Here is a 24000-nt window from a genome sequence, read left to right as displayed (position 1 = left end):
GGGTTATACATTTTGCCCTTCACGGCCGAATTGGCTATCACACTTGGACCAGGTTTCAGGGCAGTTTGGGTGCAATAAAAATGAACGAACTTACAGCATTCAACGCAACAGGGGTCGAAGCGGCAGCAGAAGACCCAATCCCGCATTCGATTGAGGCTGAGCAACAGCTTCTCGGCGCGATCCTGACGAACAACGAAATCTTTGACAAAATCGCAGCCGTGATCACCGAAGATCACTTCTACGATCCAGTGCACCGCCGCATCTTCGAAACCGCAAAAGCGCGGATTTCGATGAACGCGCTCGCCTCGCCTGTTACGCTGAAAACCTACCTCAAGGACGATGCTGGTCTGCAGGAACTGGGCGGCCCTGCCTACCTCGTCAAACTTGCGGGCTCTGCGATCTCGGCCTTTGCGGCACGGGACTATGCGCAGTTGATCCATGACCTCGCCGTGCGCCGCGAGTTGATCAAGGTCGGCAAAGACATCGCGGACCGCGCGACGAAGGTTGAAGTCGGCACAGAGGCCAACGAACAAATCGTGATGGCAGAACAGGCGCTCTATTCCTTGGCGGAAAAGGGCAACTCCGAGGGCGGCTTTACCTCTTTCGTAAAGGCCGTGACCGAAGCCCTGAACACCGCGAACGCAGCTTATCAGCGTGATGGTGGTCTGTCGGGCATTTCGACGGGTCTGATTGATCTGGACAAAAAACTCGGCGGTCTGCACCCATCCGACCTTTTGATCCTCGCGGGTCGTCCGTCGATGGGTAAAACCTCGCTCGCGACCAACGTCGCGTTCAACATCGCAAAGGCCTACAAAAAAGGTCGCAAACCTGACGGGTCAGAGGGCGCGATTGAAGGCGGAGTTGTGGGTTTCTTTAGTCTCGAGATGAGTGCAGAACAGCTCGCTGCGCGTATTTTGTCCGAGGCGTCCGAGGTTCCATCCGAACAAATCCGTCGCGGTGACATGACCGAACAGGAATTTCGTCGATTTGTTGAGGCTGCAAAAGCGCTGGAAAGCTGCCCACTGTTCATCGACGACACCCCTGCTCTGCCGATTTCACAGGTCGCTGCGCGGGCGCGTCGCCTGAAACGCCAGCATGGCCTCGACGTTCTGATCGTCGACTACCTTCAGCTTCTGCGCGGCACAGGTCGTGGCGACAACCGCGTTCAAGAAATCGGTGAGATTTCGATGGGCCTCAAGGCGATTGCGAAAGAACTGCAAATCCCCGTGGTCGCCCTGTCCCAGCTCAGCCGTACCGTCGAGAGCCGCGACGATAAACGCCCACAGCTGTCCGACCTTCGTGAATCGGGGTCGATCGAGCAGGACGCCGACGTTGTTATGTTCGTATTCCGCGAAGAATATTACGTCGAACGTGAAAAACCGTCCGAGGATAGCCCGAACTTTGCCGAATGGCAGGATCGGATGAACCGTCTGCACGGCAAAGCCGAGGTCATCATCGGCAAACAGCGTCACGGTCCGATTGGTACCGTTGACCTGTCGTTCGAAGGTCGCTTCACCCGCTTTGGCAACCTCGTCAAACCTTGGCAGCAAGGCGCAGAGGACGGTTACTGATTTTTCCCTTGCCCTGCGGGCAACGGCGCAGCACAAGACGCCCATGGCTACTGGTTTTCTACATATTGATCTGAATGCGCTGGTTTCGAACTGGCGTGCCTTGGCAGCGATGTCTGACGCCGAAGCGGGCGCAGTCGTCAAAGCAGACGGCTACGGGCTTTCGTCCGACCGCGTTGCCGCCGCGCTCAAGGCTGCAGGTGCAAATCGGTTCTTTGTCGCCTCTGTCGAAGAAGGCGCAAAGGTCCGTCAGGCCGTTGGCCTCGATGCGCTGATCCACGTGTTCGGCGGGCATATGGCCGGCGACACCGACGCGATCCTTCAGCTTGATCTGATCCCGATGATCAACTCGCTCGACCAATTGACACGCCAGTTTGAATCTCTCCCAGGTAAGGCCTTTGGCGTCCAGCTCGACACGGGCATGAACCGTCTGGGGATGGAGTGGTCGGAATGGTCTGCCGTAGCATCTATCGTGATGGCGCAATCCCCTGCCCTGATCATGAGCCATCTGGCCTGCGCCGATGAACCAGATCACCCAATGAACGCCTACCAGCTGGAAACCTTCCGCAAGATGACGGACGGCGTGAATGTGCCGCGCTCACTCTCGGCTACGGGCGGTATTCTGCTGGGCAAGGACTATCATTTTGACGTCACGCGCCCAGGGATCGGGATGTATGGCGGCCTACCGTTCACCGATGCGTCCCCCGTGGTCAAACTCGACCTGCCTGTTATCCAGATCCGCGACCTGACCGAAGGCGAAGTCGTCGGTTACGGCAATTCTTGGCAAGCCGCCCGTGACAGCAAAATCGCAACTGTGTCAGGTGGTTATGCTGATGGCATCCTGCGGTCGCTGTCGAATAAGAACACAAAGCTATGGGCGGGTTCGATCCCGTGTCCCATCGTCGGGCGCGTGTCGATGGACCTGATCACCGTCGATGTCACGGACCTTGATGAGACACCAGAGGCGCTTAGCCTCCTGTGCCCGCAACAGACCGTCGATGACCTTGCCGATATTGCGGGCACCATCGGGTATGAAATCTTGACCTCGCTGGGGGGCCGTTACAAGCGGACCTATCTATCGTGAAAAATCCGATTGCCGCCCTCGGTCGTGCTGTTCTAGGGGCTTTGGCCTTTGTCGGTCGGCTGGCTTTGTTCGCGGGGGAAACGATCAGCCACCTCGTACGGCCACCGTTCTATCCGCGTGAATTGGCTACGGCCCTGATCCAGATCGGGTTCTATTCCCTTCCCGTTGTGGGCCTGACCGCCCTATTCACAGGCGGCGCCCTCGCGCTCCAGATTTACGCAGGTGGAGCACGGTTCAGCGCCGAAGCCGTCGTGCCCCAGATCGTTGCCATCGGGATGGTCCGCGAATTGGGTCCGGTGTTGGTTGGTCTGATGATCGCCGCGCGGGTCACATCGTCCGTTGCCGCTGAAATCGCAACAATGCGGGTGACCGAACAGATCGACGCGCTGGTTACGCTCTCGACGAACCCGATGAAGTATTTGACCCTGCCGCGCGTTCTGGCTGCGACACTCGTCATGCCTGTTCTGGTGGGGATCGGCGATACTATCGGCATTCTTGGGGGCTATCTGGTCGCCACCGAAACGCTGGGGTTCAACGCCTCGACATATATCAAGAACACCGCCGACTTCCTTGAATTCATGGACATTTTCTCATCCTTGATCAAAGGTGGCGTGTTCGGTTTCATTGCCGCTTTGATGGGCTGCTACTACGGTATGAACTCTGGTCGCGGCGCCCAAGGCGTGGGCAGCGCCACGAAAACCTCTGTTGTTGCGGCGGCGATTTTGATCCTCGCTGCGAACTTCCTTCTCACACAGGCCTTCTTTTCCGCATGATCCGGCTCACTGACGTTCATAAATCTTTTGGCAGCAACGACGTCCTGCGTGGCGTTGATCTGCACGTGCCCAAGGGTCAATCGATGGTCGTCATCGGCGGATCGGGCACGGGGAAGTCCGTCCTGATCAAATCCGTTCTTGGCCTTGTGACACCAGACAGCGGCATGATCGAAGTCGACGGCGTCGATGTCACCCGCCAACCGCGTGATGCATTTCTCGCACGGTTCGGGATGTTGTTTCAGGGCGGCGCGTTGTTCGACAGCCTCCCCGTCTGGCAAAACGTTGCTTTCCGCCTGATGCGCGGCGCGTTGAAACGCCCCAAGTCCGAGGCCCGCGAGATTGCCATCGAAAAACTTCGCCGCGTGGGGCTCGGCCCTGATGTTGCGGATCGCTTGCCTGCGGAACTATCGGGCGGGATGCAAAAACGGGTCAGCCTTGCGCGGGCGATTGCTGCCTCGCCAGAGATCATCTTTTTCGACGAACCAACCACGGGCCTCGATCCGATTATGTCGGGCGTAATCAATGATTTGATCCGCGAAATTGTCGTCGAGATGGGCGCGACAGCGATCACCATCACCCACGACATGACCAGCGTTCGGGCAATTTCGGATCGGGTCGCGATGCTACATCGGGGTAAAATCCGCTGGGAAGGTCCGATTGCCGATCTTGATCACAGCAACGATCCTTATGTCGATCAGTTCATCCACGGTCGCGCGACAGGTCCCATCGAAACCCTGCGCTGATCGAATCGGACGCCAGATGATCGGTCTGTTTGGAAACAGCTTCTCGCTGAATTGAATAGTGTTTCGCGGCTATGCTGCAAACTATGCGAGAAACGGAAACAATCACGCAACCATAACGTGATTATCCAGCAATCCAATCGATTTTGCCCATTTCTCGACAAAATCCTTCGCCCACATGGGTGAATTAACCTATCCTTTAAGGTATAGAGCAACGAGGTTTTTGGGGAAGCCGAGTTATGAATTTTACGGCTGCGTCGGGCTTATTTGTCCGCACATTTCATGCGTTTTCATTTCTGTTTTTGGTTCTAATGTCCGCTTTCGTGGTCGGCTACACAGTGATGTGCGCTTTCGACCTTGCGCCTTGGCTCAGCGCGTCCGTGGCGTTCGGCGATATTCAGGTCGAAAACGCTGGCATGTATATCCAGCTGGCCGTCACGATGTTCTTCTTTTCGATGATGTTCTTTGCCCCCGCCAATGGCCGCATCATGGCGCTGGAGAAGTCGCACCGGAATTTTCGGATCAATATGGACGACGTTGCACGCGCCTATCACCGCTGCCATTCCGCCGACCGTGAGGGCGTATTTACCCTGTCGTCAGAATTTGATGCCGTGCGCGAACGTATCCAATTCATGCGCGACCACCCTGACCTTTCTGATCTGGAGAGCGATATTTTGACTGTCGCCGCACAAATGAGCGAGAGGTCCAGAGGTCTGGCTGATATCTATTCCGACGAAAAAGTCGCCCATGCACGGACCTTCCTGCGCCAGCGTCAGGAAGAAGTTGAACGACAACAACGCCAGATCATCGAGGCCCTGCACACCTGTCAGGAAATCGAAAAATGGGCACAGCAACTCGATACCGAAGAGAGTGTGATTGCCAACCAGTTGGCCCGTCTCGACGATAAACTTCAGGCCGTGCTGCCGACCCTCGGTTATGGGTTCGAGCAGGAAGAAATTGAAGAACCTGAAACCAATGTCGTCCCAATAACGGCCAAGCCCGCGGCAGAATAACGCTTGCCAAATTGGGGCGCTCTGGCCACTTCATCGGATATGACAGTTTTTCGCTCCAGTTTTCTCATCAAATTCGCCAACCTGTGCCTGTTGGTTCTATTCCCGCTGGCGTGGTTTGCGCCTTTGATGCGGGCTGGCCTTTTGCCGCTGTTTGGAACGCATGAAATCTCGGTCGTGTCGGGTCTACAAAGCCTCTGGGAAACAGATGTCTATCTGGCGCTATTAGTGACCGTCCTCGCCATTTTCGCCCCATATCTAAAAACCATTGGAATGGCGCTGGTGCACTTCGGTTTGCTCGACTCCCGCGTCAAACCTGTCCTGATGTGGCTCGGCAAACTGGCCATGGCAGACGTTTTTCTGCTGGCGCTTTACGTGGTGATCGTCAAAGGCGTGGGCGTCGGGCGATTGGAAACCGCTTGGGGGCTCTATCTGTTTTCGGGCTGTGTGATCGCCTCAGTTTTGATCGCCCTCGCCCCGCACAAAGACTGACTTTTCCGTTGCTGTGACGGGTCGAATAAGGGACAAGGCGAGCATGGCAAAAGAACCCAACTTCATCTGTTCCGATTGCGGCGCGAGTTCCACAAAATGGTCTGGCCGTTGTGACGCATGCGGTGCGTGGAACACGATCAGCGAACAGAAACCACTGGCCACCAGCCACGGGAGCAAGAGCCTCTCTGGCCGTCGTGGTCAAACCATTGCCCTCACCGATCTTGCCGCCCAAGAGGCCGAACCGCCCCGCACTGAGGCAGGCGTGGCAGAGTTGGACCGTGTGCTTGGGGGCGGTTTGGTTAAGGCATCGGCGATTTTGGTTGGCGGTGATCCGGGGATCGGGAAATCGACTCTGCTCCTTCAAGCCGCCGCACGTTTTGCCCGTAATGGCTTAAAGGTCGTATATATCTCGGGCGAGGAATCTGCCGCTCAGGTCCAGATGCGCGCACGGCGTTTGGGACTAGAGAAAAGCCCTGTCAAACTCGCGTCCGAGACAAACCTGCGCGATATCCTCACCACGCTTGAGGCCGAACAGCCCGATCTGGTGATCATCGACTCGATCCAAACCATGTGGGCCGATACCGTCGACAGCGCACCGGGGTCGGTCAGTCAGGTGCGGGCCTCGGCGCATGAAATTGTGACCTTCTCGAAAAAGAGCGGGATCGCGACGATCCTCGTGGGGCACGTCACCAAGGAAGGTGCTCTCGCGGGTCCGCGTGTTGTCGAACATATGGTCGATACGGTCCTCTATTTCGAAGGCGAGCGCGGCCATCAGTTCCGTATCTTGCGGGCTGTGAAAAACCGCTTCGGTCCCGCGTCCGAGATTGGCGTTTTCGAAATGACCGGAAAAGGACTGGTTGAGGTGAAGAACCCCAGCGCTTTGTTCCTCTCCGAGCGTGGCAAACCTACCCCTGGGTCGGTTGTTTTCGCGGGCGTTGAGGGGTCGCGCCCCATGCTCTGCGAGATCCAAGCGCTCGTTGCGCCCTCGCCCACACCGCAACCCCGTCGGTCGGTCGTCGGCTGGGATGGGGGACGTTTGGGCATGATCCTCGCGGTATTGGAATCGCGGTGCGGGATCGCTTTTGCGGGGCTCGATGTCTATCTGAACGTCGCGGGCGGAATGCGGATCACAGAACCAGCCGCCGATCTCGCGGTCGCGGCAGCCCTCATTTCAGCCCGAGAAGATGCCGCGCTGCCGTCAGACTGTGTCATCTTTGGCGAGATTAGCCTCTCTGGTAGCATCAGACAGGTGGTTCAGGCCGAAAATCGGTTGAAAGAAGCGCAAAAACTTGGTTTCACGTCGGCAATTCTGCCGCACCTATCCAAAAGAGCAGCGGCACCAGAGATGGACCTGAAACAGATGCAGGACCTCGCTGGCTTCGTGAACGACATTTTCGGCCCGCGAGACGGGACGGTATAGGGGACAAAATGGACGGTTTCACCATTATCGACGGCATTGTTGCCATCGTCATCGTAGTTTCGGCCCTCTTGGCCTATAGCCGTGGCATCGTCCGCGAAGCGCTGTCGATCCTCGGCTGGATTGCCGCTGCGATTGTTGCTTTCAACTTTGCCTCGCCCGCTGGTGTCTTTGTCGGCAACCTTCCGGTGATCGGCGGCCTGATCGATAGCAGCTGTGAATTGCAACTCATCGTCGGATTTGCCGTCGTTTTTGCGATCGCTCTGGCGATTTTCTCGATCTTCACGCCGCTCTTGTCGTCGCTGGTGCGCAACACCGCTTTGGACGCGTTTGATCAGGCGGGCGGGTTCCTCTTTGGCGTGGTCCGCGGGATCATCCTGATTGCAGTCGCGTTCTTTCTGTACAACACGATCCTTGCCTCGCAGGGCATGGCGATTGTGGATGACAGCCGTTCGGCCAAAATCTTTAACAACCTGACGGGTCAGATCGAAGATCAAGACCCCGAAGCAGCCTTGGGTTGGCTGACCAGCCACTACAACGACCTTCTCGGAACCTGCGAATAAATTATCGTCGCATAAAGTGTATGATAGTTTCGTGACACTGGCCCCCTGAACGCTTATCAGGGGGCGAACCCTTCCCATATCGGATTCGGAGCAAACACTCGTGTCCAGAACGATGCCCCTCGCCCACCCCTTTGACGATGACAAGCTAAAGGAGGAGTGCGGGATTTTCGGCGTTGTCGGCGTTGCCGATGCGGCCAACTTTGTCGCCCTTGGCCTCCACGCCCTGCAACACCGCGGCCAAGAGGCTGGCGGGATCGTGGTGCACGATGCAGAGCACGGTTTTAACTCTGCACGTCGTATGGGCTATGTCCGCGATAACTTTACCAGCGCAGAGCTGCTTCAGACGCTGCCAGGCAATATCGGTATCGGTCACGTCCGTTATTCGACCGCTGGCAACAAAGGTCAGACCGCGATCCGCGACGTTCAGCCGTTCTTTGGCGAATTCTCGATGGGCGGTGCTGCGATTGCGCACAACGGCAACCTGACCAACGCGGCAGCACTTCGCCGCGACTTGATTGATCGCGGTGCGATCTTCCAATCGTCGTCGGACTCAGAATGCATCATCCACCTGATGGCGCGTTCGATGGGCCGCAACATTCCTGACCGCATGGAAGAAGCGCTTCGCAAAGCTGAAGGCGCGTTTTCAGTCGTCGCAATGACCCGCACCAAACTGATGGGCGTTCGTGACCCGCTGGGCGTGCGTCCGCTGGTCTTGGGCAAAATCGGTGATGGCTGGGCGCTGTCGTCTGAAACCTGTGCGCTCGACATCATCGGCGCCGAATTCGTCCGTGAAATCGAACCGGGTGAGATGGTCGTCATTTCGGCAAAAGACGGCGTGCAGAGCCACTTTCCCTTCCGTCGTCAAGAACCGCGCTTCTGTATCTTTGAACAGGTGTACTTCTCACGTCCTGACTCGATCCTCTCCGGTCGTTCGGTCTATGAGACCCGCCGCCAGATCGGTGTCGAACTTGCCCGTGAAGCACCTGTAGATGCAGACCTCGTTTGCCCAGTGCCAGATTCGGGCACCCCTGCCGCGATTGGTTTCAGCCACGAAAGCGGCATTCCCTACGGCATGGGCATCATCCGTAACCAATACATGGGCCGCACCTTTATTGAGCCCACCGATGCGATCCGTAACATGGGTGTGCGTCTCAAACTGAACGTGAACCGTGCGCTGATTGCTGGCAAACGGATCATCCTTGTGGACGACTCGGTTGTGCGCGGCACCACGACCCGCAAGATCAAGGATATGCTCCTCGATGCTGGCGCGGCAGAGGTGCACTTCCGCATCGCTTCCCCGCCCACCGCCTGGCCGTGCTTCTACGGTGTGGACACCCCGCAGCGTGAAAAACTGATCGCGGCGACCATGACCGAAGACGAAATGCGTGACCACCTCGGTGTCGACAGTCTGCGGTTTATCTCGCTCGACGGTCTTTACCGCGCAGCGGGTCACGTAGAGGGCCGCAACAACGCCTGCCCGCAGTTCTGCGACGCGTGTTTCTCGGGCGAATATCCGATCAAACCGACCGATATGATCGCCAAGGGATTCGAACTGAAGTCCTAAGCTGACTTAACCGTTCGGAAATCACCTTGCACGGTCGTGCAAGTTCAGGGTCGCCCAATGTGGCGGCCCTTATTTCTTTTGAATATATCGAAATCAAGGAACTGGCAGTTCCCCGCCTATGGCTCCTATCCTTCCGTGCAAGGAGGGGTTTTTTTACTGTTTTCCACATGCCACCTCGGTCCTACCACTCACGGGTAATGGACCGAAAATGACGAGCATGACCAACAACGTTGTCGCGCAGGCGGCAACGGTCGTCGATGTGCTGCCACTCGATCAAATGGCACTCATTGGCACGATTGTGAAACCTGATGGCACCCAAGCGATCCTGCGAAACGGGATCGGCTATGTCCGCCTTGTTTCGGTGGGCGACACGACGCTGTCGGGCCGCATTACTGCGATTGATGAACAGTCGGTGATCCTCACCGGAATGGACGGGCAGCTTGTCCTGCAGATGATGAACTGACTCGACCAAAGCGCCGCATCACAGCCCACTTGCACCAAACGCAACAAGGTGCGAAATGGAGCCTATGACGCAAGATACACGCCCCACCGCTTTGATCACCGGCGCTTCGCGCGGACTTGGCTCTGCCTTGGCCGAACAGCTTGCCGAAACGCACCACATTATCGCCGTGGGTAAAACCACTGGCGCACTTGAGGAACTGGATGATCGCATTCAGGCCAAGGGTGGTGAAGCGTCGCTTGCACCGATGGACATCACAGTTGAGGCCGCGATGCAGCAGCTCTGTCGTTCGGTCTATGATCGCTGGGGCAAACTGGACCTCTGGGTCCATTCCGCGATCTTCTCCCCGCCTCTGTCACCTGCGCCCGACATGCCGGAAAAAGACTACGACAAGGCATTCCTCACCAACGTCAAAGCAACCCAGCGCTTGATCAGCTATGTGGCGCCTCTTTTGGGCACGACGGGCCGCGCAGTGTTCTTTGATGACCCGCGCGCCGGCGAGGCATTCTTTGGCGCCTATGGCGCATCCAAGGCCGCACAGATCGCAATGGCGCGCAGCTGGCAGACTGAAACCGCGAAAATCGGCCCGATGGTCAAGATTTTGACCCCGCGCCCGATGCCGACAGCCGTCCGCGCACGCTTCTTCCCGGGTGAAGACCGCGCGCCCCTGACCGACATCCGCGAAGAGGCCGCGCGTCTCCTGCCAGAAATCCTATCGTAAAACAGGTCTGACAATGCTTGCCGCTTTGCCTTCAACTGCTTAGGAAAGTCAGCAAAAGAGGTGAGCATGCGCATTCTTATTACCAACGATGACGGGATCAACGCACCGGGCCTAAAGGTGCTCCACGCAATCGCACAAGAGGTTGCTGGCCCCGATGGTGAGGTCTGGACCGTCGCGCCCGCCTTTGAACAGTCTGGCGTGGGGCATTGCATCAGCTACACGCACCCGACGATGATTGCGCAACTCGGTGATCGCCGTTTCGCCGCCGAAGGATCGCCTGCGGACTGTGTTCTGGCGGGGCTCTACGACGTTATGGCAGACAACAAACCTGATCTCGTGCTCTCTGGTGTGAACCGTGGCAACAACGCCGGCGAAAACGTCATGTATTCGGGCACCATCGGCGCCACGATTGAGGCCTCACTTCAGGGGGTCCCTGCCATCGCAATGTCGCAGTTCTTTGGCCCTGCTAATGCCGACCTCGATCAACCGTTCGAGGCCGCAGCCCAGCACGCTGCCGACGTTGTGCGGCGTTTGCTGAAAAACGGTCTCTGGGGTGAAGAAGATTATCGCCTGTTCTACAACGTGAACTTCCCTCCCGTCGCCGCTGCCGACGTTCAAGGGATCAGGGTTGGCGCACAGGGCTTCCGCCGTGGCACCACCTTTACCGTCGAGCCGCATCAATCGCCTTCGGGCCGCAAGTTCCTTTGGGTCAAAGGGGGCGATCAACGGGTTCGCACCCTGCCCGACACGGACGTGACCCTGAACCTTGATGGCTACATCAGCGTGACGCCGATGCGCGCGGACCTCACAGATCACGCGACCCTCGCCCAACTGCGGGATGCGCTAGAGTGACCTTTGACGCCGAAGCCAAGATGCAGTTCCTCTACGCCCTACGATCAAAGGGCGTGACGGACGCACGTGTGCTCACGGCGATGGAACGGGTCGACCGTGCGATGTTCGTCAAAGGCATCTTTGCTGACCGCGCCTATGAGGACATGCCGCTGCCGATCGCGTCGGGTCAAACGATCAGCCAGCCGTCGGTTGTTGGCATCATGACGCAGGCGCTCAATGTCACCAACCGCGATAAGGTTTTAGAGGTCGGCACAGGCTCTGGGTATCAAGCCGCGATCCTCAGCCACCTCGCCCGCCGCGTCTATACCATCGACCGTTATCGTCGCCTTGTGACGGACGCGAAGGCGATTTTTGAACGGCTCGACCTGACAAATGTGATCCCTTTTGTGGGGGATGGCAGCTTTGGTTTGCCCGATCAGGCCCCGTTTGATCGCATTCTCGTGACCGCAGCCGCCGAAGACCCGCCCGGTCCGCTCTTGGCGCAATTGCGTGTTGGCGGTATTATGGTATTGCCAGTGGGGCAATCCGATGCGGTTCAGAGCCTGATCCGTGTCACCCGCACTGAGGACGGATTTGACTACGACGAATTGCGCCCTGTCCGCTTTGTCCCTCTGGTAGAGGGGTTGGGCGACTGACCTAAACAGCTCTGATCAACAGAGCGAGAGAGACGAGGATCGAGTGATGATCAAGGCAAATTCCCTGCGCGCTGCGCTGTTCACAGGTGCCGCCCTGACGCTATTGGCGGGCTGCGCAGACACCTTTGAGAATTTCGATTTGGACATGCGGGACTTGGGCGGCAACACGCTCGATACCACGAATGCCGCACGCAACCTGCCGCCGCGTCCAGAGCCCGATAATCGCGGTGTGATTTCGTACCCGAACTATCAGGTTGTCGTGGCAATTCGCGGCGATACCGTCACAACCGTGGCCCAACGTCTGGACATCAACGCGGCAGAGCTGGCACGTGCCAACGCGCTCAGCGTTGATACCTCATTGAACCAAGGTGCTGTTCTGCTCCTGCCGAACCGCGTGGCTGAACCGTCGGCTGCCACCGGCGCTGTTGTTTCTGGTCCGATCCAGCCGACCGAGGTTGATGTGACAACTCTTGCCGCCGCCGCGATTGACCGCGCAGGTCCGCAAGCCACCTCGACCGCGCCAGCCGCTGCCGCGCCTCAAACCGCAACCATCATGGACGGCGTTGAACCGCTGCGCCACACCGTGCGCCCGAATGAGACCGCCTACTCTATCGCACGTCTCTATAACCTGCCCGTGCGGACCTTGGCCGAATGGAACGGTCTAGGCTCTGACCTCTCGGTTCGCGAAGGTCAGTCGCTCTTGATCCCACAAAGCGGCGTGACGCTCATCACGGAACCAGAAAGCGCACCGGGCGAAGGCACACAGACGCCAGTTCCGCCGTCGGCTGCAACGCCGCTCCCGACCGAGACAACAACACCCGCAGCGACTGCAACTGTGGCCCCTGTGGCTGCGCCAGACCTCGGCACACCAGCGCCAGCAGCGAACCCGAATGCTCCGCTGATCTACCCAGTGCGCGGTAATATCGTGCGTGCCTACTCAGCTGGCAGCAACGAAGGCATCGACATCGCAGCGAGCGCGGGCGACGAAGTGGTCGCTGCTGCCGCTGGCACCGTGGCCGCCATCACCCGTGATACCAACGGTGTTGCGATTGTGGTGATCCGTCACGCGACCGATCTGTTGACCGTTTACACCAACCTCGACGGTTTGACCGTGGCTGAGGGCGCAAGCGTCCGTCAGGGCCAGAAAATCGGTGTGGTTAAGGCTACGAACCCTGCGGTCGTCCACTTTGAGGTGCGCCTGTCGGGGATGAAATCGGCAAACCCCGAAGATTACCTGCCCTAGTCAGGTCACAACATCAGAATACAAAACGGGCGGGGAATTCCCCGCCCGTTTTCGTCAAAGTGTCACGCCCTTGCGCCCAGCAAGGTCCGTGAAATACTGCCACGCTACGCGGCCAGACCGGCTCCCTCGGGTCGCTTGCCATTCGATGGCTTCGGCCCAGAGCGTCTCTTCGTCGATCTCAACGCCATAAGACGCGCAATATCCACGGATCATATTTAGGTAGTCGTCCTGCGAACACGGATGGAACCCGAGCCACAGACCAAATCGATCCGAGAGCGAAACTTTCTCTTCGACCGCTTCCGCAGGGTTGATCGCGGTGGAGCGTTCGTTTTCGATCATATCGCGCGGCATAAGGTGGCGACGGTTCGACGTAGCATAGAGGACCACGTTGTCGGGACGCCCCTCAATCCCGCCATCCAACACCGCCTTAAGCGATTTGTAATGCGCGTCATCATTGCTGAACGATAGGTCGTCACAGAACAGCACAAAGCGTTCGGGACGGCCACGTAGCAAGTTCAGGCACCGCGTGATCGACGGAAGGTCCTCGCGCTGGATCTCGATCAGTTTGAGGTCGGGATAGGTTTCCCCCAGCTTGCCATGTACGGCCTTAACCAGACTGGATTTCCCCATGCCCCGCGCACCCCACAAAAGGGCGTTGTTTGCGGGCATCCCACGGGCAAACTGTTCGGTATTAGCCATCAACGTGTCACGCGATCTGTTCACCCCAACGAGGAGCGAAACATCAACCCGCGACACCTTGGTCACTGGTTCGAGCCGATCTGGGCTGGTGTGCCAAACGAACCCTTGTGCAGCGGCAAAGTCGGGAGCGGCCAAAGGCGCTGGAGCGATCCGCTCTAGCGCCTCTGCGATACGCGTTAAGGTCGCGTCATTCATGCCTTGCCCTCGTCGTCGGCCTCGTCCTCATCGTCCTCGAAATACAGACCTTCGGCTTTGAGGCGTTCGATACGGGCCTTTTCAACGCGGGCAACCAATTGGATCGAAACTTCATACAGACCATAGACGACCGAGAAGAGGATGATCTGGCTTACCACGTCGGGCGGTGTCGCGATCGCAGCGAGGATCAGAATGCCGACCACCGCATATTTGCGAACCGACCGCAGACCTTCAGCCGAGACCAACCCCGCCTTGCCCATAAGGGTCAGCAAAACGGGCAACTGGAAACAGAGGCCAAAGGCGATGATGAACTTCATCGTCAGCGACAGATAGGACTGCGCCGAACCGAGGTAGTTGATACCAGCCGATGTTGCCTCAGTCCCAGCGGTCGCCCCTGCCTGTTGGAAGTTCAAGAAGAACGTGAAGGCCATCGGCGTGATAACGTAGAACGCAAAGGCAGCACCGAGGATGAACATGATCGGCGAGGCCAAAAGGAACGGCAAGAATGCGTTCTTTTCCGATTTATAGAGACCAGGTGCCACGAACCGCCACAGCTGGTAGCTGATCACGGGGAACGACAGGACCAAGCCGCCAAGCATTGAGATCGAGACCGCGACAAAGAAACCCTCTTGGAGGGCGATCATCACCAGACCACAATCCTGCTGACCGTTTTCCGCCAGAGCATCACAGAGCGGCTGCGTCAGGAAATCGAAAATCGGGTTCCAAACGGTAAAGCAGATGACCATCGCAACGACGAAAGCGCCGAGCGATTTGATCAGCCGCGACCGCAGTTCTGTCAGGTGTTCTATCAACGGGGCAGAGGTATCTTCGATTTCGTCTGCGTTGCTCATTCTTGTGCCTCGGTCTTGGGGCTTGGGTCACGCAGCGCGGCCAAGTCTGCTTCGGCCTCGTCGAGAGCGGCCTCTGCGGCAGCTGCCTCGCGGGCTTTGCGCTCTTCGGCGGCCTCCGCCATAGCTGCGTCCATCTTTTCCTTGGTCTCTGCCCGCTCAGGTGTGAGCGAAGAGGTATCCAAGGTCGATTTGATCGCATCCTTGCCGAACTGCGTCGGGTTCGACGCGGCCTTCAGGGTCTTGTTGATGTCCTTCATCCCCGACTGATCCGCCGCCTGATCCATCGCGCGGCTGAATTCGCGGGCCATCCCTTTGGCTTTACCGACGTATTGCCCGACGCTGCGAAACAATCCCGGTAATTCCTGCGGTCCAACCACAATCAGCGCGACGATGCCGATGAGGACCATCTCGCTCCAGCCCATGCCAAACATAGCGGCGTTCCTTCGCGTTGATTAGGCTTTGTCTTTGTCAGACTCGGGGGTGACGTCTTTTGCAGCTTCAGCTTTTGCAGCTTCCAGCTCTTTTTCGCCTTCGCTGATGCCCTTTTTGAACGAGGTGATGCCTTTGCCCACTTCGCCCATGATGCCCGAGATTTTGCCGCGGCCAAACATGACCAGAACAACAACTGCAATCAGGATGAGGCCCATCGGGCCGATATTGTTGAGCATGATAGTCTCCCTATGTGCGGGTCGGCCTCTGCCGCCCGAAAATTCTGTGACCCCGACTGTTGCCAGTTTCCCAAGCGGTGAAAAGCGCGAAATCGCTTTTGGCGCGAGGTTTCTCAAAAGTTTGTCGAAATTTGTGACAAAAACTTGTCAGTAGTGAATTCTGCTGCGACAAAGACGTATGAAACGAACGGATAGATTGCGGCAGTTGATACGGATTTTGCGGGACGGTGATGTGCACCGTGCCGTTGATATTGCTGAGAAAACGGGCGTCACCGTGCGCACGGTTTACCGCGACATGGAGACGTTGATGGCCTCTGGCGTGCCTATGGTTGGGTCTCGCGGAACGGGTTATCGGGTCACCGCGCCGATCACACTGCCCGCCATGAACCTCTCAATGGCAGAGCTTGAGGCGCTGCACCTCGGCCTTATGGCGGTCGCCCAATCGGGTGAGGCTGACTTGACTGAGGCCGCGCAGACCTTAGCCGACAAACTCGACGCTGCCCTGCCCGAGGACGTGGATCATACGACAACGGATGGGCTTGCCATTTATCCCTTCACAGGGCGCACGCAGGGCGTCGTTCACCTGCCCGCCCTACGGCAAGCGATCCGTGCGCGGCAGAAACTACTAGTGACACTCAACGGTCAGGATCGCACGGTGCGGCCCCTGCGGCTCGATTATTGGGGGCGGGTTTGGACCTGCACTGTGTGGTGCGAAACGATCCGTGGGTTTGACGATCTGCCGATTGAAGAGATCACCGCGCTACGCAAACTCCCGTCGCTCTTTGTGAACGAAGCAGGGAAGACGCTGGCCGATTATAGGACGGCGCGAACTATTTCTTAACGGGGTAAACGAAACAGCGATCGCGCCGCATCATCAGCCACAGCGCAGTTCCAGGTTTCGGCAGGAACACATTCGGCACCTGCGCCTTCAGCACGGAGCCGTCGAAATCCATCTTGAACTCAACGAGGCTCTCCGCTCCCATGAACCGTGAACGGATCACGATACCCCGCGCTGGCGCACCATCAGCAACGGTCGGGTTCGGGCCACGGCCATCGCGGTCAAAGTCGATCCGCAGGTGTTGGGGTCGAATAACGATATCCACATCGGTGCCATCAGGCTGCCCCGGCGCAAAGAACTGACCAAAGGCCGTTTCAACCAACGCCCCTTGAACTTTTCCATGTATCACATTGATATCGCTGAAAAATGCGGCAGCAGACTTATCAACGGGGGCGTTATAAACGTTATAGGGCGCACCCTGCTGAACGATCTTACCACGGCGCATGAGCGCGATCTCATCCGCCATGCGCATGGCTTCAGCGGGTTCGTGCGTCACCAGCAAAACTGCCGCGCCTTCGTCCTTGAGCACCTCAAGCGTCTGATCGCGGATGCCGTCGCGCAGGCGGTTATCGAGGCCCGAAAACGGTTCATCCATCAGCATGATCCGAGGCCGCGGCGCTAAGGCCCGCGCCAGTGCGACACGTTGCTGTTCCCCACCCGACAGTTCGTGCGGGTAGCTGTCGATATGGCGGAGCATGTCGACCTTATCGAGCAACTCCTCAACCCGTCTGCGTTGATCCTGCTTGTCCCCAATGAGGCCAAAGGCAACATTGCCCGCGACGCTGAGGTGCGGGAACAGAGCGAAGTCCTGAAACATCAAACCGATGGAACGGCCCTCAGGCGGGACACGATAGACTGTGTCGCACACCAATTGGCCGTCGACATAAATCTCACCGCTGTCCTGCATATCGACGCCCGCGATGATCCGCAGCGTCGTCGATTTCCCGCAACCTGACGGGCCCAAGAGACACGTCACCTGTCCCGGCATCACCGAGAGCGATACGTCGTCCACAACAGGCAGTCCGTCGAACGAACGACGTATGTTGCGGATTTCAAGGCGGGGTGGGTTCGGCACGATGGTTCCTATTTCCGACAGCTTCAATCGGGTATAGGCCCGTCCTATCAACCTCGCCCGCCTTGGGCAAGTCTATGGATCACATGGTCATATTCGCCGCACCGCCGTCGAGCATGATATTCTGCCCCACGATAAAGCCCGCCTTGTCCGAACAAAGGAACGCACACATCGCCCCGAATTCGGTCGTCGTGCCATAGCGCTGCGCTGGTATCGTGGCCTCGCGTTTTGCCCGTGCATCAGCAATGCTTATCCCTTCGGCATTGGACACCCCAGTATCGAGCGAAAGCGCGCGATCCGTGTCATGCAAACCAGGCAGCATATTGTTAATCGTCACCCCATAAGGCGCGACTTGACGCGATGTCCCAGCTACAAACCCCGTCAGCCCCGCCCGAGCGGAGTTCGACAATCCCAATTGCGGGATCGGCGCCTTAACCGACTGAGAGGTGATGTTCACCACGCGGCCCCAACCCTTAGCGATCATCGCAGGCATCAGTGCGGTCATCAGTGCAACGGGCGTCAGCATGTTTGCATCCAGCGCCTTGATGAAATCGTCGCGGTTCCAATCCGTCCACATCCCCGGAGGCGGGCCACCCGCATTGGTGACAAGGATATCGACACCTTGCGCCGCATCAATCACCCGCTTTTGGCCCTCTGGCGTGGTGACGTCACAAGCAACTGTGTCTACCGACACGCCATATTTCGCACGAATTTCGGCAGCCGTCTGCTCGAGCGTCTCAGCGTTCCGCGCGTTGATCAGCAGATTCACCCCTGCTTCGGCCAAGGCCTCTGCACAGCCGCGCCCCAAACCTTTGGACGCGCCACAGACCAATGCTCGTTTACCAGATATCCCTAGATCCACGTTTCAATCTCCCTGATACGCATGTTGGGTTGCTTTATGTTTCCCATCCGTTGACGAATATATAGATTATTCACTAGTTACCCGTTTCAATAGCATCACGAGTTTTAAGGTTGGTTTATGTCTCATTTGGAAAACGCGCACACGTCCCAAACCCTGCCCGTTCATCGGAGCCGTGATTTTGTTGTGACCAATGGCGTTGCCGAAGGGGACCCGATCAGTTTTGCCGACGAACTGCTGATGGATGATATCTATCAGATCACTGAAACAGCGCAGCGTTTACCCTTGTCAGTGGCGATGGACCCTGACACTGGCGCGCTGACTGTCGCGATGCAATCCGCAATCGGAACGGCGGGCAATGCGATCTACCTCGATTCCTGCCTGACGTTTATGATGTCCGACAGCACCACTTGCGAGGTCATCGTTCTGGTCGAAGTCGAAGATGGCGGCGTCGAAGAGGTCTATATCCTCCCTCTCGCCCCAATGCCCGCTCGCAAGGATTTCCGTCTCGTCGGCGTTGATCGCGATGCCGCACTAAGCCGTTTTGCCGAAATGGCCTGCGTGTCGTTCGCCCGCGGCACCCATATTACGCTGGCCTCTGGCGAGCAGCGCAAGATCGAGGACCTGAGGGTCGGCGACCGCGTCCTAACCCGCGATGATGGTGCGCAATCTGTGCGCTGGATTGGTCAAACGACGCTCCGCGCTGTGGGCGAATTTGCACCTGTCGTCATCCGCAAGGGCACGCTGCACAACGAAAATGATCTGATGTTGTCGCCCGATCACCGCGTGTTCATCTACCAGCGCGAGGATCATCTGGGCGCTGGTCGTGCCGAGGTCTTGGTGCGGGTTCGCCACCTGATCAACGGCGACACCGTGTACCAACAGGACGGTGGTTATGTGGATTACTTCCAAGTTCTCTTTGACGAACACCAAATCATCTATGCCGAAGGGATCGCTGCGGAATCCCTTCTCATCGACCCGCGCACCCGATCCGCTATTCCGGCAACGGTCGACGCGCAGCGTCACACCTATCGCCACCACCACGATTTCGAAGTGACCGAAACCTTGCTGCCTTCGCAAAATGCAGCTGAGGTTTTGCGCAAGGCGTCGAGTAGCTGATGAAAATTCAATTTATTTGAATAAAATCCTACATTTTCTCGAGCAAACGCCGTTCCCACGGTCAAGTATGTATATTGCACCGAGGACGTCACCGTTGGAAACGAGCTCGCTCGACATTGCCGAAATGCGCAAACGGCTTTTGAACCATGGCTTGAACGACGCTCGTTTGGGCCTCATTCGTCAAAACCGCCACACCATTCAAAAGGCCATTCCGCTTGCCTTGGATAGCCTCTTGAAATTCATTGATGATCTGCAGCCATTCGGCGCGATGCTCAGCGAAAAAAAGCGTCTTGAACGTGTTGGTGCAAACTTCATTAAACACTGGACGTTCATTGCGAACGCGGACTTTGGCGAAGAATACCTCGCATCTGTAAAGCAAATCGCAGCGGTTCATACTCGCATCAATCTTGCGCCCTCACTTCAAATTGCGGGCTACACACACATGCGGGTTGGCCTGATTGAACACGCTGGGCACCGTGGATTTTTCCGCAAGCGCAACAACGCCTTGGTCGATGCGATCAGCCGTGCTGTGACGTTTGACATGGATTTGTCACTGAGCAGCTACCTGACGACGTCGGCGGAACGTTCAGCCTCTCTCAAACACGAGATGAGCCGCGATTTCTCAGACTCGTTAGGCAAGATCGTTGAAACCCTCGCGGGCGCGGCAGAGCAGACCTCGGCCAGTGTGAAACAAGCCTCGATGTCGGCAGCAGATCTGTCCAATTCCGCGAGCGACATTCGTGGTGAGATGGAAAAGGCAACGATGTTATCGACCACCGCCGCGCAATACGCCCAAACTGCGACCGATCAGGTGGAACGTCTGTCCCAGAAGGTTGAAAACATCTCCAAGGCGGTTCAGATGATCAATGACATCGCGAACCAGAGCAACCTCTTGGCTTTGAACGCCTCTATCGAAGCCGCGCGCGCTGGCGCTGTTGGCCGCGGGTTTAACGTGGTTGCGGGCGAGGTGAAGAATCTTGCGGCTCAGACCACCAAAGTAACCGAAGACATCAATAACCTGATCGAGGCCGTGCGGATCGAAACGAACTCCGCGGTGAAAAGCGTTGGCGCGATCTCTGAACAGGTTTCGCAGGTGAACACAGCCTCGGTGTCGGTTCAAGACGCACTCCGCGTTCAGGGTGAAGTTCTGGGCAACGTCATCATGTCGACCGTCGCTCAGTCGCGTATCGGGTCCGAACACGTGGCGGAACAGGCGCACACATTGCGCACCACTGCCGACGATTACCTGCGCCGCATGGAAAGTCTCGACACCAACTGACGCAGATTAACTTGTCAGGGCATGCCCGTCACCGTATAGGCACGAGCATGCTCGATACCGCTTCAAATCGCCCCGCCCTGCCCGCTGAAATCGCACGTCGCCGCACGTTCGCGATCATTTCGCACCCTGACGCCGGTAAGACCACTCTTACCGAAAAGTTCCTGTTGTTCGGTGGTGCGATCCAGATGGCTGGTCAGGTCCGCGCAAAGGGCGAAGCGCGACGCACACGGTCCGACTTTATGCAGATGGAAAAGGATCGCGGGATTTCCGTATCCGCATCTGCAATGTCGTTCGACTTTAAGAACTTTCGGTTTAACCTCGTTGACACCCCTGGCCACTCGGACTTCTCCGAAGATACCTACCGCACGCTGACGGCTGTGGATGCCGCCGTGATGGTGATCGACGGTGCAAAGGGTGTGGAAAGCCAAACCCAAAAGCTGTTCGAAGTCTGCCGCCTACGCGACCTTCCAATCCTCACCTTCTGTAACAAGATGGACCGCGAAAGCCGCGATGTGTTCGACATTATCGACGAAATTCAGGAAAACCTAGCGATCGACGTGACGCCTGCGTCTTGGCCCATTGGGATGGGTAAAGAATTCATGGGCTGCTACGACCTGTTGAACGACCGTCTTGAACTGATGGATCGTGCGGACCGTAACCGCGTCGCTGAGAGCATCGAGATTAAAGGCCTCGCCGATCCCGCGCTGAAGGAACATATCCCCGCGCATCTTCTGGAGAAATTCCTCGAAGAGATCGAAATGGCACGCGAATTGCTGCCCGAATTGAACCATCAGGCGGTCCTTGAGGGCCACATGACCCCGATCTGGTTCGGCTCTGCGATCAACTCTTTCGGCGTCAAAGAACTGATGGACGGCATCGGCAAATACGGTCCTGAACCGCAGCCACAGTCCGCTGACCCGCGTCAGGTTATGCCCGAGGAAAACAAGGTCGCTGGCTTTGTGTTCAAGGTTCAGGCGAACATGGACCCGAAACACCGTGACCGCGTGGCCTTTGTGCGTTTGGCCTCGGGGCACTTCCATCGCGGCATGAAGCTGACACATGTTCGTTCTAAAAAGCCGATGGCGATTTCGAACCCTGTTCTGTTCCTCGCCTCGGACCGCGAACTGGCCGAAGAGGCTTGGGCTGGCGATATCATCGGTATTCCGAACCACGGGCAATTGCGCATCGGCGACACCCTGACCGAAGGCGAAAACCTCAAGGTCACGGGCATCCCGTCTTTCGCGCCAGAGCTTTTGCAGAACTGCCGCGCGGGCGACCCGATGAAGGCCAAACACCTTGAGAAAGCTCTCATGCAGTTCGCCGAAGAAGGCGCTGCAAAGGTGTTCAAACCCGCGTTCGGCTCTGGCTTTATCGTCGGCGTTGTCGGCCAGCTTCAGTTCGAAGTGCTCGCTAGCCGGATCGAGCTTGAATACGGCCTGCCCGTGCGCTTTGAACCGTCGCAGTTCACCTCTGCCCGTTGGGTTCAAGGGGATAAAGCCGCGGTCGATAAATTCATCGCAGCCAACAAACAGCACATCAGCCACGACAACGACGGCGATGTTGTGTTCCTGACCCGCTTGCAGTGGGACATCGACCGCGTGGAGCGCGATTACCCCGATGTCAAACTGACCGCGACCAAGGAAATGATGGTTTAAGGGGCAAATGCCGCTCCGATTGACCTGAAGGCGGTTTTCGGTATAGAAGGCCGCAGCCCGCTTGCGGGAACTATTGACGCGGGGCGCGTTGGCATGTTGCGTCCCATAACCTTCGGCCCCCGACGGGCCGCGACTATGGACGTATATGACAAAATTCTCTGATCTGAACCTTGATGCAAAGGTTCTCAAGGCGATTGCCGAAGCCGGCTACGAAACCCCAACCCCTATTCAGGCTGGCGCTATTCCCGCTGCCCTCGAAGGCCGCGATGTTCTAGGCATTGCGCAAACGGGCACAGGGAAAACCGCATCTTTCACGCTGCCAATGATCACCCTTCTGGGCCGTGGTCGCGCACGTGCACGTATGCCGCGGTCGCTCGTTCTTTGCCCGACCCGCGAATTGGCGGCTCAGGTGGCTGAGAACTTTGACGTTTACGCAAAGCATACAAAACTGACAAAGGCCCTGCTGATCGGCGGCGTGTCGTTCAAAGACCAAGACGCGGCAATCGACCGTGGTGTTGACGTTCTGATCGCCACCCCCGGCCGACTGCTTGACCATTTTGAGCGTGGTAAACTGCTGCTTACGGGCGTGCAGATCATGGTTGTCGACGAAGCTGACCGTATGCTCGACATGGGCTTTATCCCTGACATTGAACGCATCTTTAACCTGACGCCGTTCACCCGTCAGACGTTGTTCTTCTCGGCCACTATGGCGCCCGAGATTGAGCGCATCACAAACACCTTCCTGCACACCCCCGCCAAGGTCGAGGTGGCCCGTCAGGCGACCGCATCCGAGCGTATTGAACAGCACGTTGTGCATTTCAAAGGCTCCCGTCGTGACCGCGCAGCGAGCGAGAAACGTCAGCTTCTCCGTGCCCTGATCGATGCCGAAGGCGACAAGCTGCAGAACGGTGTGATCTTCTGTAACCGCAAGTCGGACGTTGATATCTGCCACAAATCGCTGAGCAAATACGGCTATGACTCTGCCCCGATCCATGGCGATCTGGACCAGAGCCAGCGGAACTCTACGCTCGAATCTTTCCGCGAAGGCAAGATTAAGATCTTGGTGGCCTCTGATGTGGCTGCCCGTGGTCTGGACGTGCCTTCTGTGACCCACGTCTTTAACTTTGACGTGCCGGGCCACCCAGAAGACTACGTGCACCGCATTGGCCGCACAGGTCGTGCTGGCCGCGATGGTAAGGCGATCATGATCTGCGAACCGCGCGACGAAAAGAACTTCGACGCCGTTCAAAAGCTCTTGGGCAAGGACATTCCTGTTCTAGAAAACCCGCTCGGCCAGGTTGAAGCGTCCGAAGATAAGCCTGAGGCGTCTGACGACAAGCCAAAGCGCAGCCGCAACCGCCGTGGTGGATCGCGCAAGAAAGACGAGGACGCAAAACCGCAGGAACAGGCCGTTGAGGCCCCTACCCCTGAGGTGGTCGAAGAAGTCGCTGCCGTTGAAAAGCCAATGGAGCGCGAACAGCGTCCGCAGCGCGACAACAACCGCGACAACAATCGTGATCGTGGCCAACGTCGTGACCGCCGCCGTGATCGCGACGATCACGTGATCGGGATGGGCGATGATGCACCCGCGTTTATCCGGCTCAGTTTTGACGAGCGCCGCAAAGCCTAAACAAAAAAGCCCG

Annotated in this window: 25 protein-coding genes; 19 read left to right on the top strand and 6 right to left on the bottom strand. The window is 57.6% G+C overall.

Annotated features, from left to right (window positions below; genetic code table 11):
- Nucleotides 1–80 precede the first annotated feature (80 nt).
- From QWY83_RS04750 to QWY83_RS04685, 14 genes are all read left to right on the top strand, one after another.
- Complete coding sequence (locus QWY83_RS04750) at nt 81–1571, top strand: replicative DNA helicase (RefSeq protein WP_105235355.1); 1491 nt, start codon at nt 81–83, stop codon at nt 1569–1571.
- Between the two features lie 43 nt (nt 1572–1614).
- The gene (alr, locus tag QWY83_RS04745) at nt 1615–2652 is read left to right on the top strand and encodes an alanine racemase (RefSeq protein WP_249946371.1); all 1038 of its coding nucleotides are present in this window, start codon (nt 1615–1617) and stop codon (nt 2650–2652) included.
- Nucleotides 2649–3425: an MlaE family ABC transporter permease gene (locus QWY83_RS04740; RefSeq protein WP_249946372.1), complete on the top strand. Its 777-nt coding sequence runs from the start codon at nt 2649–2651 to the stop codon at nt 3423–3425. Before alr ends, QWY83_RS04740 begins: the two co-directional genes overlap by 4 nt.
- Nucleotides 3422–4168 (top strand): ABC transporter ATP-binding protein, encoded by a 747-nt coding sequence (locus QWY83_RS04735; RefSeq protein ID WP_105235358.1) that lies wholly within the window; start codon nt 3422–3424, stop codon nt 4166–4168. Before QWY83_RS04740 ends, QWY83_RS04735 begins: the two co-directional genes overlap by 4 nt.
- Nucleotides 4169–4476: 308 nt before the next feature.
- Nucleotides 4477–5178 carry a DNA repair protein gene (locus tag QWY83_RS04730; RefSeq protein WP_249946373.1) on the top strand — a complete coding sequence of 234 codons (702 nt, stop codon included), beginning with the start codon at nt 4477–4479 and terminating at the stop codon, nt 5176–5178.
- Between the two features lie 39 nt (nt 5179–5217).
- Nucleotides 5218–5667 (top strand): paraquat-inducible protein A, encoded by a 450-nt coding sequence (locus tag QWY83_RS04725; RefSeq protein ID WP_249946374.1) that lies wholly within the window; start codon nt 5218–5220, stop codon nt 5665–5667.
- A gap of 43 nt (nt 5668–5710) precedes the next feature.
- Nucleotides 5711–7087, top strand: coding sequence for a DNA repair protein RadA (gene radA / locus QWY83_RS04720; protein ID WP_249946375.1), 1377 nt, complete (start codon nt 5711–5713; stop codon nt 7085–7087).
- Nucleotides 7088–7095: 8 nt separating this feature from the next.
- Nucleotides 7096–7647 carry a CvpA family protein gene (locus QWY83_RS04715; RefSeq protein ID WP_249946376.1) on the top strand — a complete coding sequence of 184 codons (552 nt, stop codon included), beginning with the start codon at nt 7096–7098 and terminating at the stop codon, nt 7645–7647.
- Nucleotides 7648–7759: 112 nt separating this feature from the next.
- Complete coding sequence (gene purF / locus QWY83_RS04710) at nt 7760–9211, top strand: amidophosphoribosyltransferase (RefSeq protein WP_249946377.1); 1452 nt, start codon at nt 7760–7762, stop codon at nt 9209–9211.
- A 208-nt stretch (nt 9212–9419) separates the two neighbouring features.
- A complete protein-coding gene (locus QWY83_RS04705; protein WP_249946378.1) occupies nt 9420–9674 on the top strand; it encodes a pilus assembly protein PilP in 255 nt (84 codons plus the stop codon).
- A 64-nt stretch (nt 9675–9738) separates the two neighbouring features.
- Nucleotides 9739–10392 carry an SDR family NAD(P)-dependent oxidoreductase gene (locus QWY83_RS04700; RefSeq protein WP_249946379.1) on the top strand — a complete coding sequence of 218 codons (654 nt, stop codon included), beginning with the start codon at nt 9739–9741 and terminating at the stop codon, nt 10390–10392.
- A 66-nt stretch (nt 10393–10458) separates the two neighbouring features.
- Nucleotides 10459–11244 (top strand): 5'/3'-nucleotidase SurE, encoded by a 786-nt coding sequence (gene surE / locus QWY83_RS04695; RefSeq protein ID WP_249946380.1) that lies wholly within the window; start codon nt 10459–10461, stop codon nt 11242–11244.
- Nucleotides 11241–11879, top strand: coding sequence for a protein-L-isoaspartate(D-aspartate) O-methyltransferase (locus tag QWY83_RS04690; protein WP_197498145.1), 639 nt, complete (start codon nt 11241–11243; stop codon nt 11877–11879). The genes surE and QWY83_RS04690 overlap by 4 nt, the downstream gene beginning before the upstream one ends.
- Before the next feature lie 46 nt (nt 11880–11925).
- Entirely contained in the window at nt 11926–13122 is a 1197-nt protein-coding gene (locus QWY83_RS04685; RefSeq protein ID WP_249946381.1) for a LysM peptidoglycan-binding domain-containing M23 family metallopeptidase, read from the top strand.
- A gap of 54 nt (nt 13123–13176) precedes the next feature.
- Here the strand turns inward: QWY83_RS04685 and QWY83_RS04680 are convergent, their stop codons facing one another.
- Genes QWY83_RS04680 through QWY83_RS04665 form a run of 4 tightly spaced genes read right to left on the bottom strand, consistent with a single transcriptional unit; the run spans nt 13177 to nt 15535 of the window.
- Nucleotides 13177–14016: an ATP-binding protein gene (locus tag QWY83_RS04680; protein WP_067549141.1), complete on the bottom strand. Its 840-nt coding sequence runs from the start codon at nt 14014–14016 to the stop codon at nt 13177–13179.
- Nucleotides 14013–14867 carry a twin-arginine translocase subunit TatC gene (tatC, locus tag QWY83_RS04675; RefSeq protein ID WP_249946382.1) on the bottom strand — a complete coding sequence of 285 codons (855 nt, stop codon included), beginning with the start codon at nt 14865–14867 and terminating at the stop codon, nt 14013–14015. The genes QWY83_RS04680 and tatC overlap by 4 nt, the downstream gene beginning before the upstream one ends.
- Nucleotides 14864–15298: a Sec-independent protein translocase protein TatB gene (gene tatB / locus QWY83_RS04670; protein WP_249946383.1), complete on the bottom strand. Its 435-nt coding sequence runs from the start codon at nt 15296–15298 to the stop codon at nt 14864–14866. The genes tatC and tatB overlap by 4 nt, the downstream gene beginning before the upstream one ends.
- A gap of 21 nt (nt 15299–15319) precedes the next feature.
- Nucleotides 15320–15535, bottom strand: coding sequence for a twin-arginine translocase TatA/TatE family subunit (locus QWY83_RS04665; RefSeq protein ID WP_105235370.1), 216 nt, complete (start codon nt 15533–15535; stop codon nt 15320–15322).
- A 178-nt stretch (nt 15536–15713) separates the two neighbouring features.
- Here QWY83_RS04665 and QWY83_RS04660 point away from each other — a divergent pair, with 178 nt between their 5' ends.
- Nucleotides 15714–16376 (top strand): helix-turn-helix transcriptional regulator, encoded by a 663-nt coding sequence (locus QWY83_RS04660; protein ID WP_249946384.1) that lies wholly within the window; start codon nt 15714–15716, stop codon nt 16374–16376.
- On the opposite strand, the gene QWY83_RS04655 is transcribed toward QWY83_RS04660, so the two are convergent.
- Nucleotides 16366–17448 carry an ABC transporter ATP-binding protein gene (locus QWY83_RS04655; RefSeq protein ID WP_249946385.1) on the bottom strand — a complete coding sequence of 361 codons (1083 nt, stop codon included), beginning with the start codon at nt 17446–17448 and terminating at the stop codon, nt 16366–16368. The genes QWY83_RS04660 and QWY83_RS04655 overlap by 11 nt on opposite strands.
- Before the next feature lie 79 nt (nt 17449–17527).
- A complete protein-coding gene (locus tag QWY83_RS04650; protein WP_249946386.1) occupies nt 17528–18307 on the bottom strand; it encodes an SDR family oxidoreductase in 780 nt (259 codons plus the stop codon).
- A 117-nt stretch (nt 18308–18424) separates the two neighbouring features.
- Between QWY83_RS04650 and QWY83_RS04645 the strand changes: the two genes are divergently transcribed.
- The 4 genes from QWY83_RS04645 to QWY83_RS04630 all read left to right on the top strand — a co-directional run bounded on the left by QWY83_RS04645 (nt 18425) and on the right by QWY83_RS04630 (nt 23987).
- Nucleotides 18425–19423, top strand: coding sequence for a Hint domain-containing protein (locus tag QWY83_RS04645; RefSeq protein ID WP_249946387.1), 999 nt, complete (start codon nt 18425–18427; stop codon nt 19421–19423).
- Between the two features lie 94 nt (nt 19424–19517).
- On the top strand, nt 19518–20702 hold the full coding sequence (locus QWY83_RS04640) for a globin-coupled sensor protein (protein WP_249946388.1): 1185 nt from the start codon (nt 19518–19520) through the stop codon (nt 20700–20702).
- A gap of 47 nt (nt 20703–20749) precedes the next feature.
- A complete protein-coding gene (locus QWY83_RS04635; RefSeq protein ID WP_249946389.1) occupies nt 20750–22357 on the top strand; it encodes a peptide chain release factor 3 in 1608 nt (535 codons plus the stop codon).
- Nucleotides 22358–22502: 145 nt separating this feature from the next.
- Nucleotides 22503–23987 (top strand): DEAD/DEAH box helicase, encoded by a 1485-nt coding sequence (locus tag QWY83_RS04630; protein WP_249946390.1) that lies wholly within the window; start codon nt 22503–22505, stop codon nt 23985–23987.
- Nucleotides 23988–24000 lie beyond the last annotated feature (13 nt).

It is taken from the genome of Marivivens donghaensis, from assembly GCF_030410045.1.
Taxonomy (GTDB): Bacteria; Pseudomonadota; Alphaproteobacteria; order Rhodobacterales; family Rhodobacteraceae; genus Marivivens; species Marivivens donghaensis.
Note: the sequence above shows the minus strand (reverse complement) of the source record. Positions and strands in the feature narration are given on the sequence as shown.

Bases quoted from the DNA above. Each gene is read 5' to 3' on its own strand.
- QWY83_RS04750 (WP_105235355.1), top strand. From the start codon at position 81: ATGAACGAACTTACAGCATTCAACGCAACAGGGGTCGAAGCGGCAGCA.
- alr (WP_249946371.1), top strand. From the start codon at position 1,615: ATGGCTACTGGTTTTCTACATATTGATCTGAATGCGCTGGTTTCGAAC.
- QWY83_RS04735 (WP_105235358.1), top strand. From the start codon at position 3,422: ATGATCCGGCTCACTGACGTTCATAAATCTTTTGGCAGCAACGACGTC.
- QWY83_RS04730 (WP_249946373.1), top strand. From the start codon at position 4,477: ATGTCCGCTTTCGTGGTCGGCTACACAGTGATGTGCGCTTTCGACCTT.
- QWY83_RS04725 (WP_249946374.1), top strand. From the start codon at position 5,218: ATGACAGTTTTTCGCTCCAGTTTTCTCATCAAATTCGCCAACCTGTGC.
- radA (WP_249946375.1), top strand. From the start codon at position 5,711: ATGGCAAAAGAACCCAACTTCATCTGTTCCGATTGCGGCGCGAGTTCC.
- QWY83_RS04715 (WP_249946376.1), top strand. From the start codon at position 7,096: ATGGACGGTTTCACCATTATCGACGGCATTGTTGCCATCGTCATCGTA.
- purF (WP_249946377.1), top strand. From the start codon at position 7,760: ATGCCCCTCGCCCACCCCTTTGACGATGACAAGCTAAAGGAGGAGTGC.
- QWY83_RS04705 (WP_249946378.1), top strand. From the start codon at position 9,420: ATGACGAGCATGACCAACAACGTTGTCGCGCAGGCGGCAACGGTCGTC.
- QWY83_RS04700 (WP_249946379.1), top strand. From the start codon at position 9,739: ATGACGCAAGATACACGCCCCACCGCTTTGATCACCGGCGCTTCGCGC.
- surE (WP_249946380.1), top strand. From the start codon at position 10,459: ATGCGCATTCTTATTACCAACGATGACGGGATCAACGCACCGGGCCTA.
- QWY83_RS04685 (WP_249946381.1), top strand. From the start codon at position 11,926: ATGATCAAGGCAAATTCCCTGCGCGCTGCGCTGTTCACAGGTGCCGCC.
- QWY83_RS04680 (WP_067549141.1), bottom strand. From the start codon at position 14,016: ATGAATGACGCGACCTTAACGCGTATCGCAGAGGCGCTAGAGCGGATC.
- tatC (WP_249946382.1), bottom strand. From the start codon at position 14,867: ATGAGCAACGCAGACGAAATCGAAGATACCTCTGCCCCGTTGATAGAA.
- tatB (WP_249946383.1), bottom strand. From the start codon at position 15,298: ATGTTTGGCATGGGCTGGAGCGAGATGGTCCTCATCGGCATCGTCGCG.
- QWY83_RS04665 (WP_105235370.1), bottom strand. From the start codon at position 15,535: ATGCTCAACAATATCGGCCCGATGGGCCTCATCCTGATTGCAGTTGTT.
- QWY83_RS04660 (WP_249946384.1), top strand. From the start codon at position 15,714: ATGAAACGAACGGATAGATTGCGGCAGTTGATACGGATTTTGCGGGAC.
- QWY83_RS04645 (WP_249946387.1), top strand. From the start codon at position 18,425: ATGTCTCATTTGGAAAACGCGCACACGTCCCAAACCCTGCCCGTTCAT.
- QWY83_RS04635 (WP_249946389.1), top strand. From the start codon at position 20,750: ATGCTCGATACCGCTTCAAATCGCCCCGCCCTGCCCGCTGAAATCGCA.
- QWY83_RS04630 (WP_249946390.1), top strand. From the start codon at position 22,503: ATGACAAAATTCTCTGATCTGAACCTTGATGCAAAGGTTCTCAAGGCG.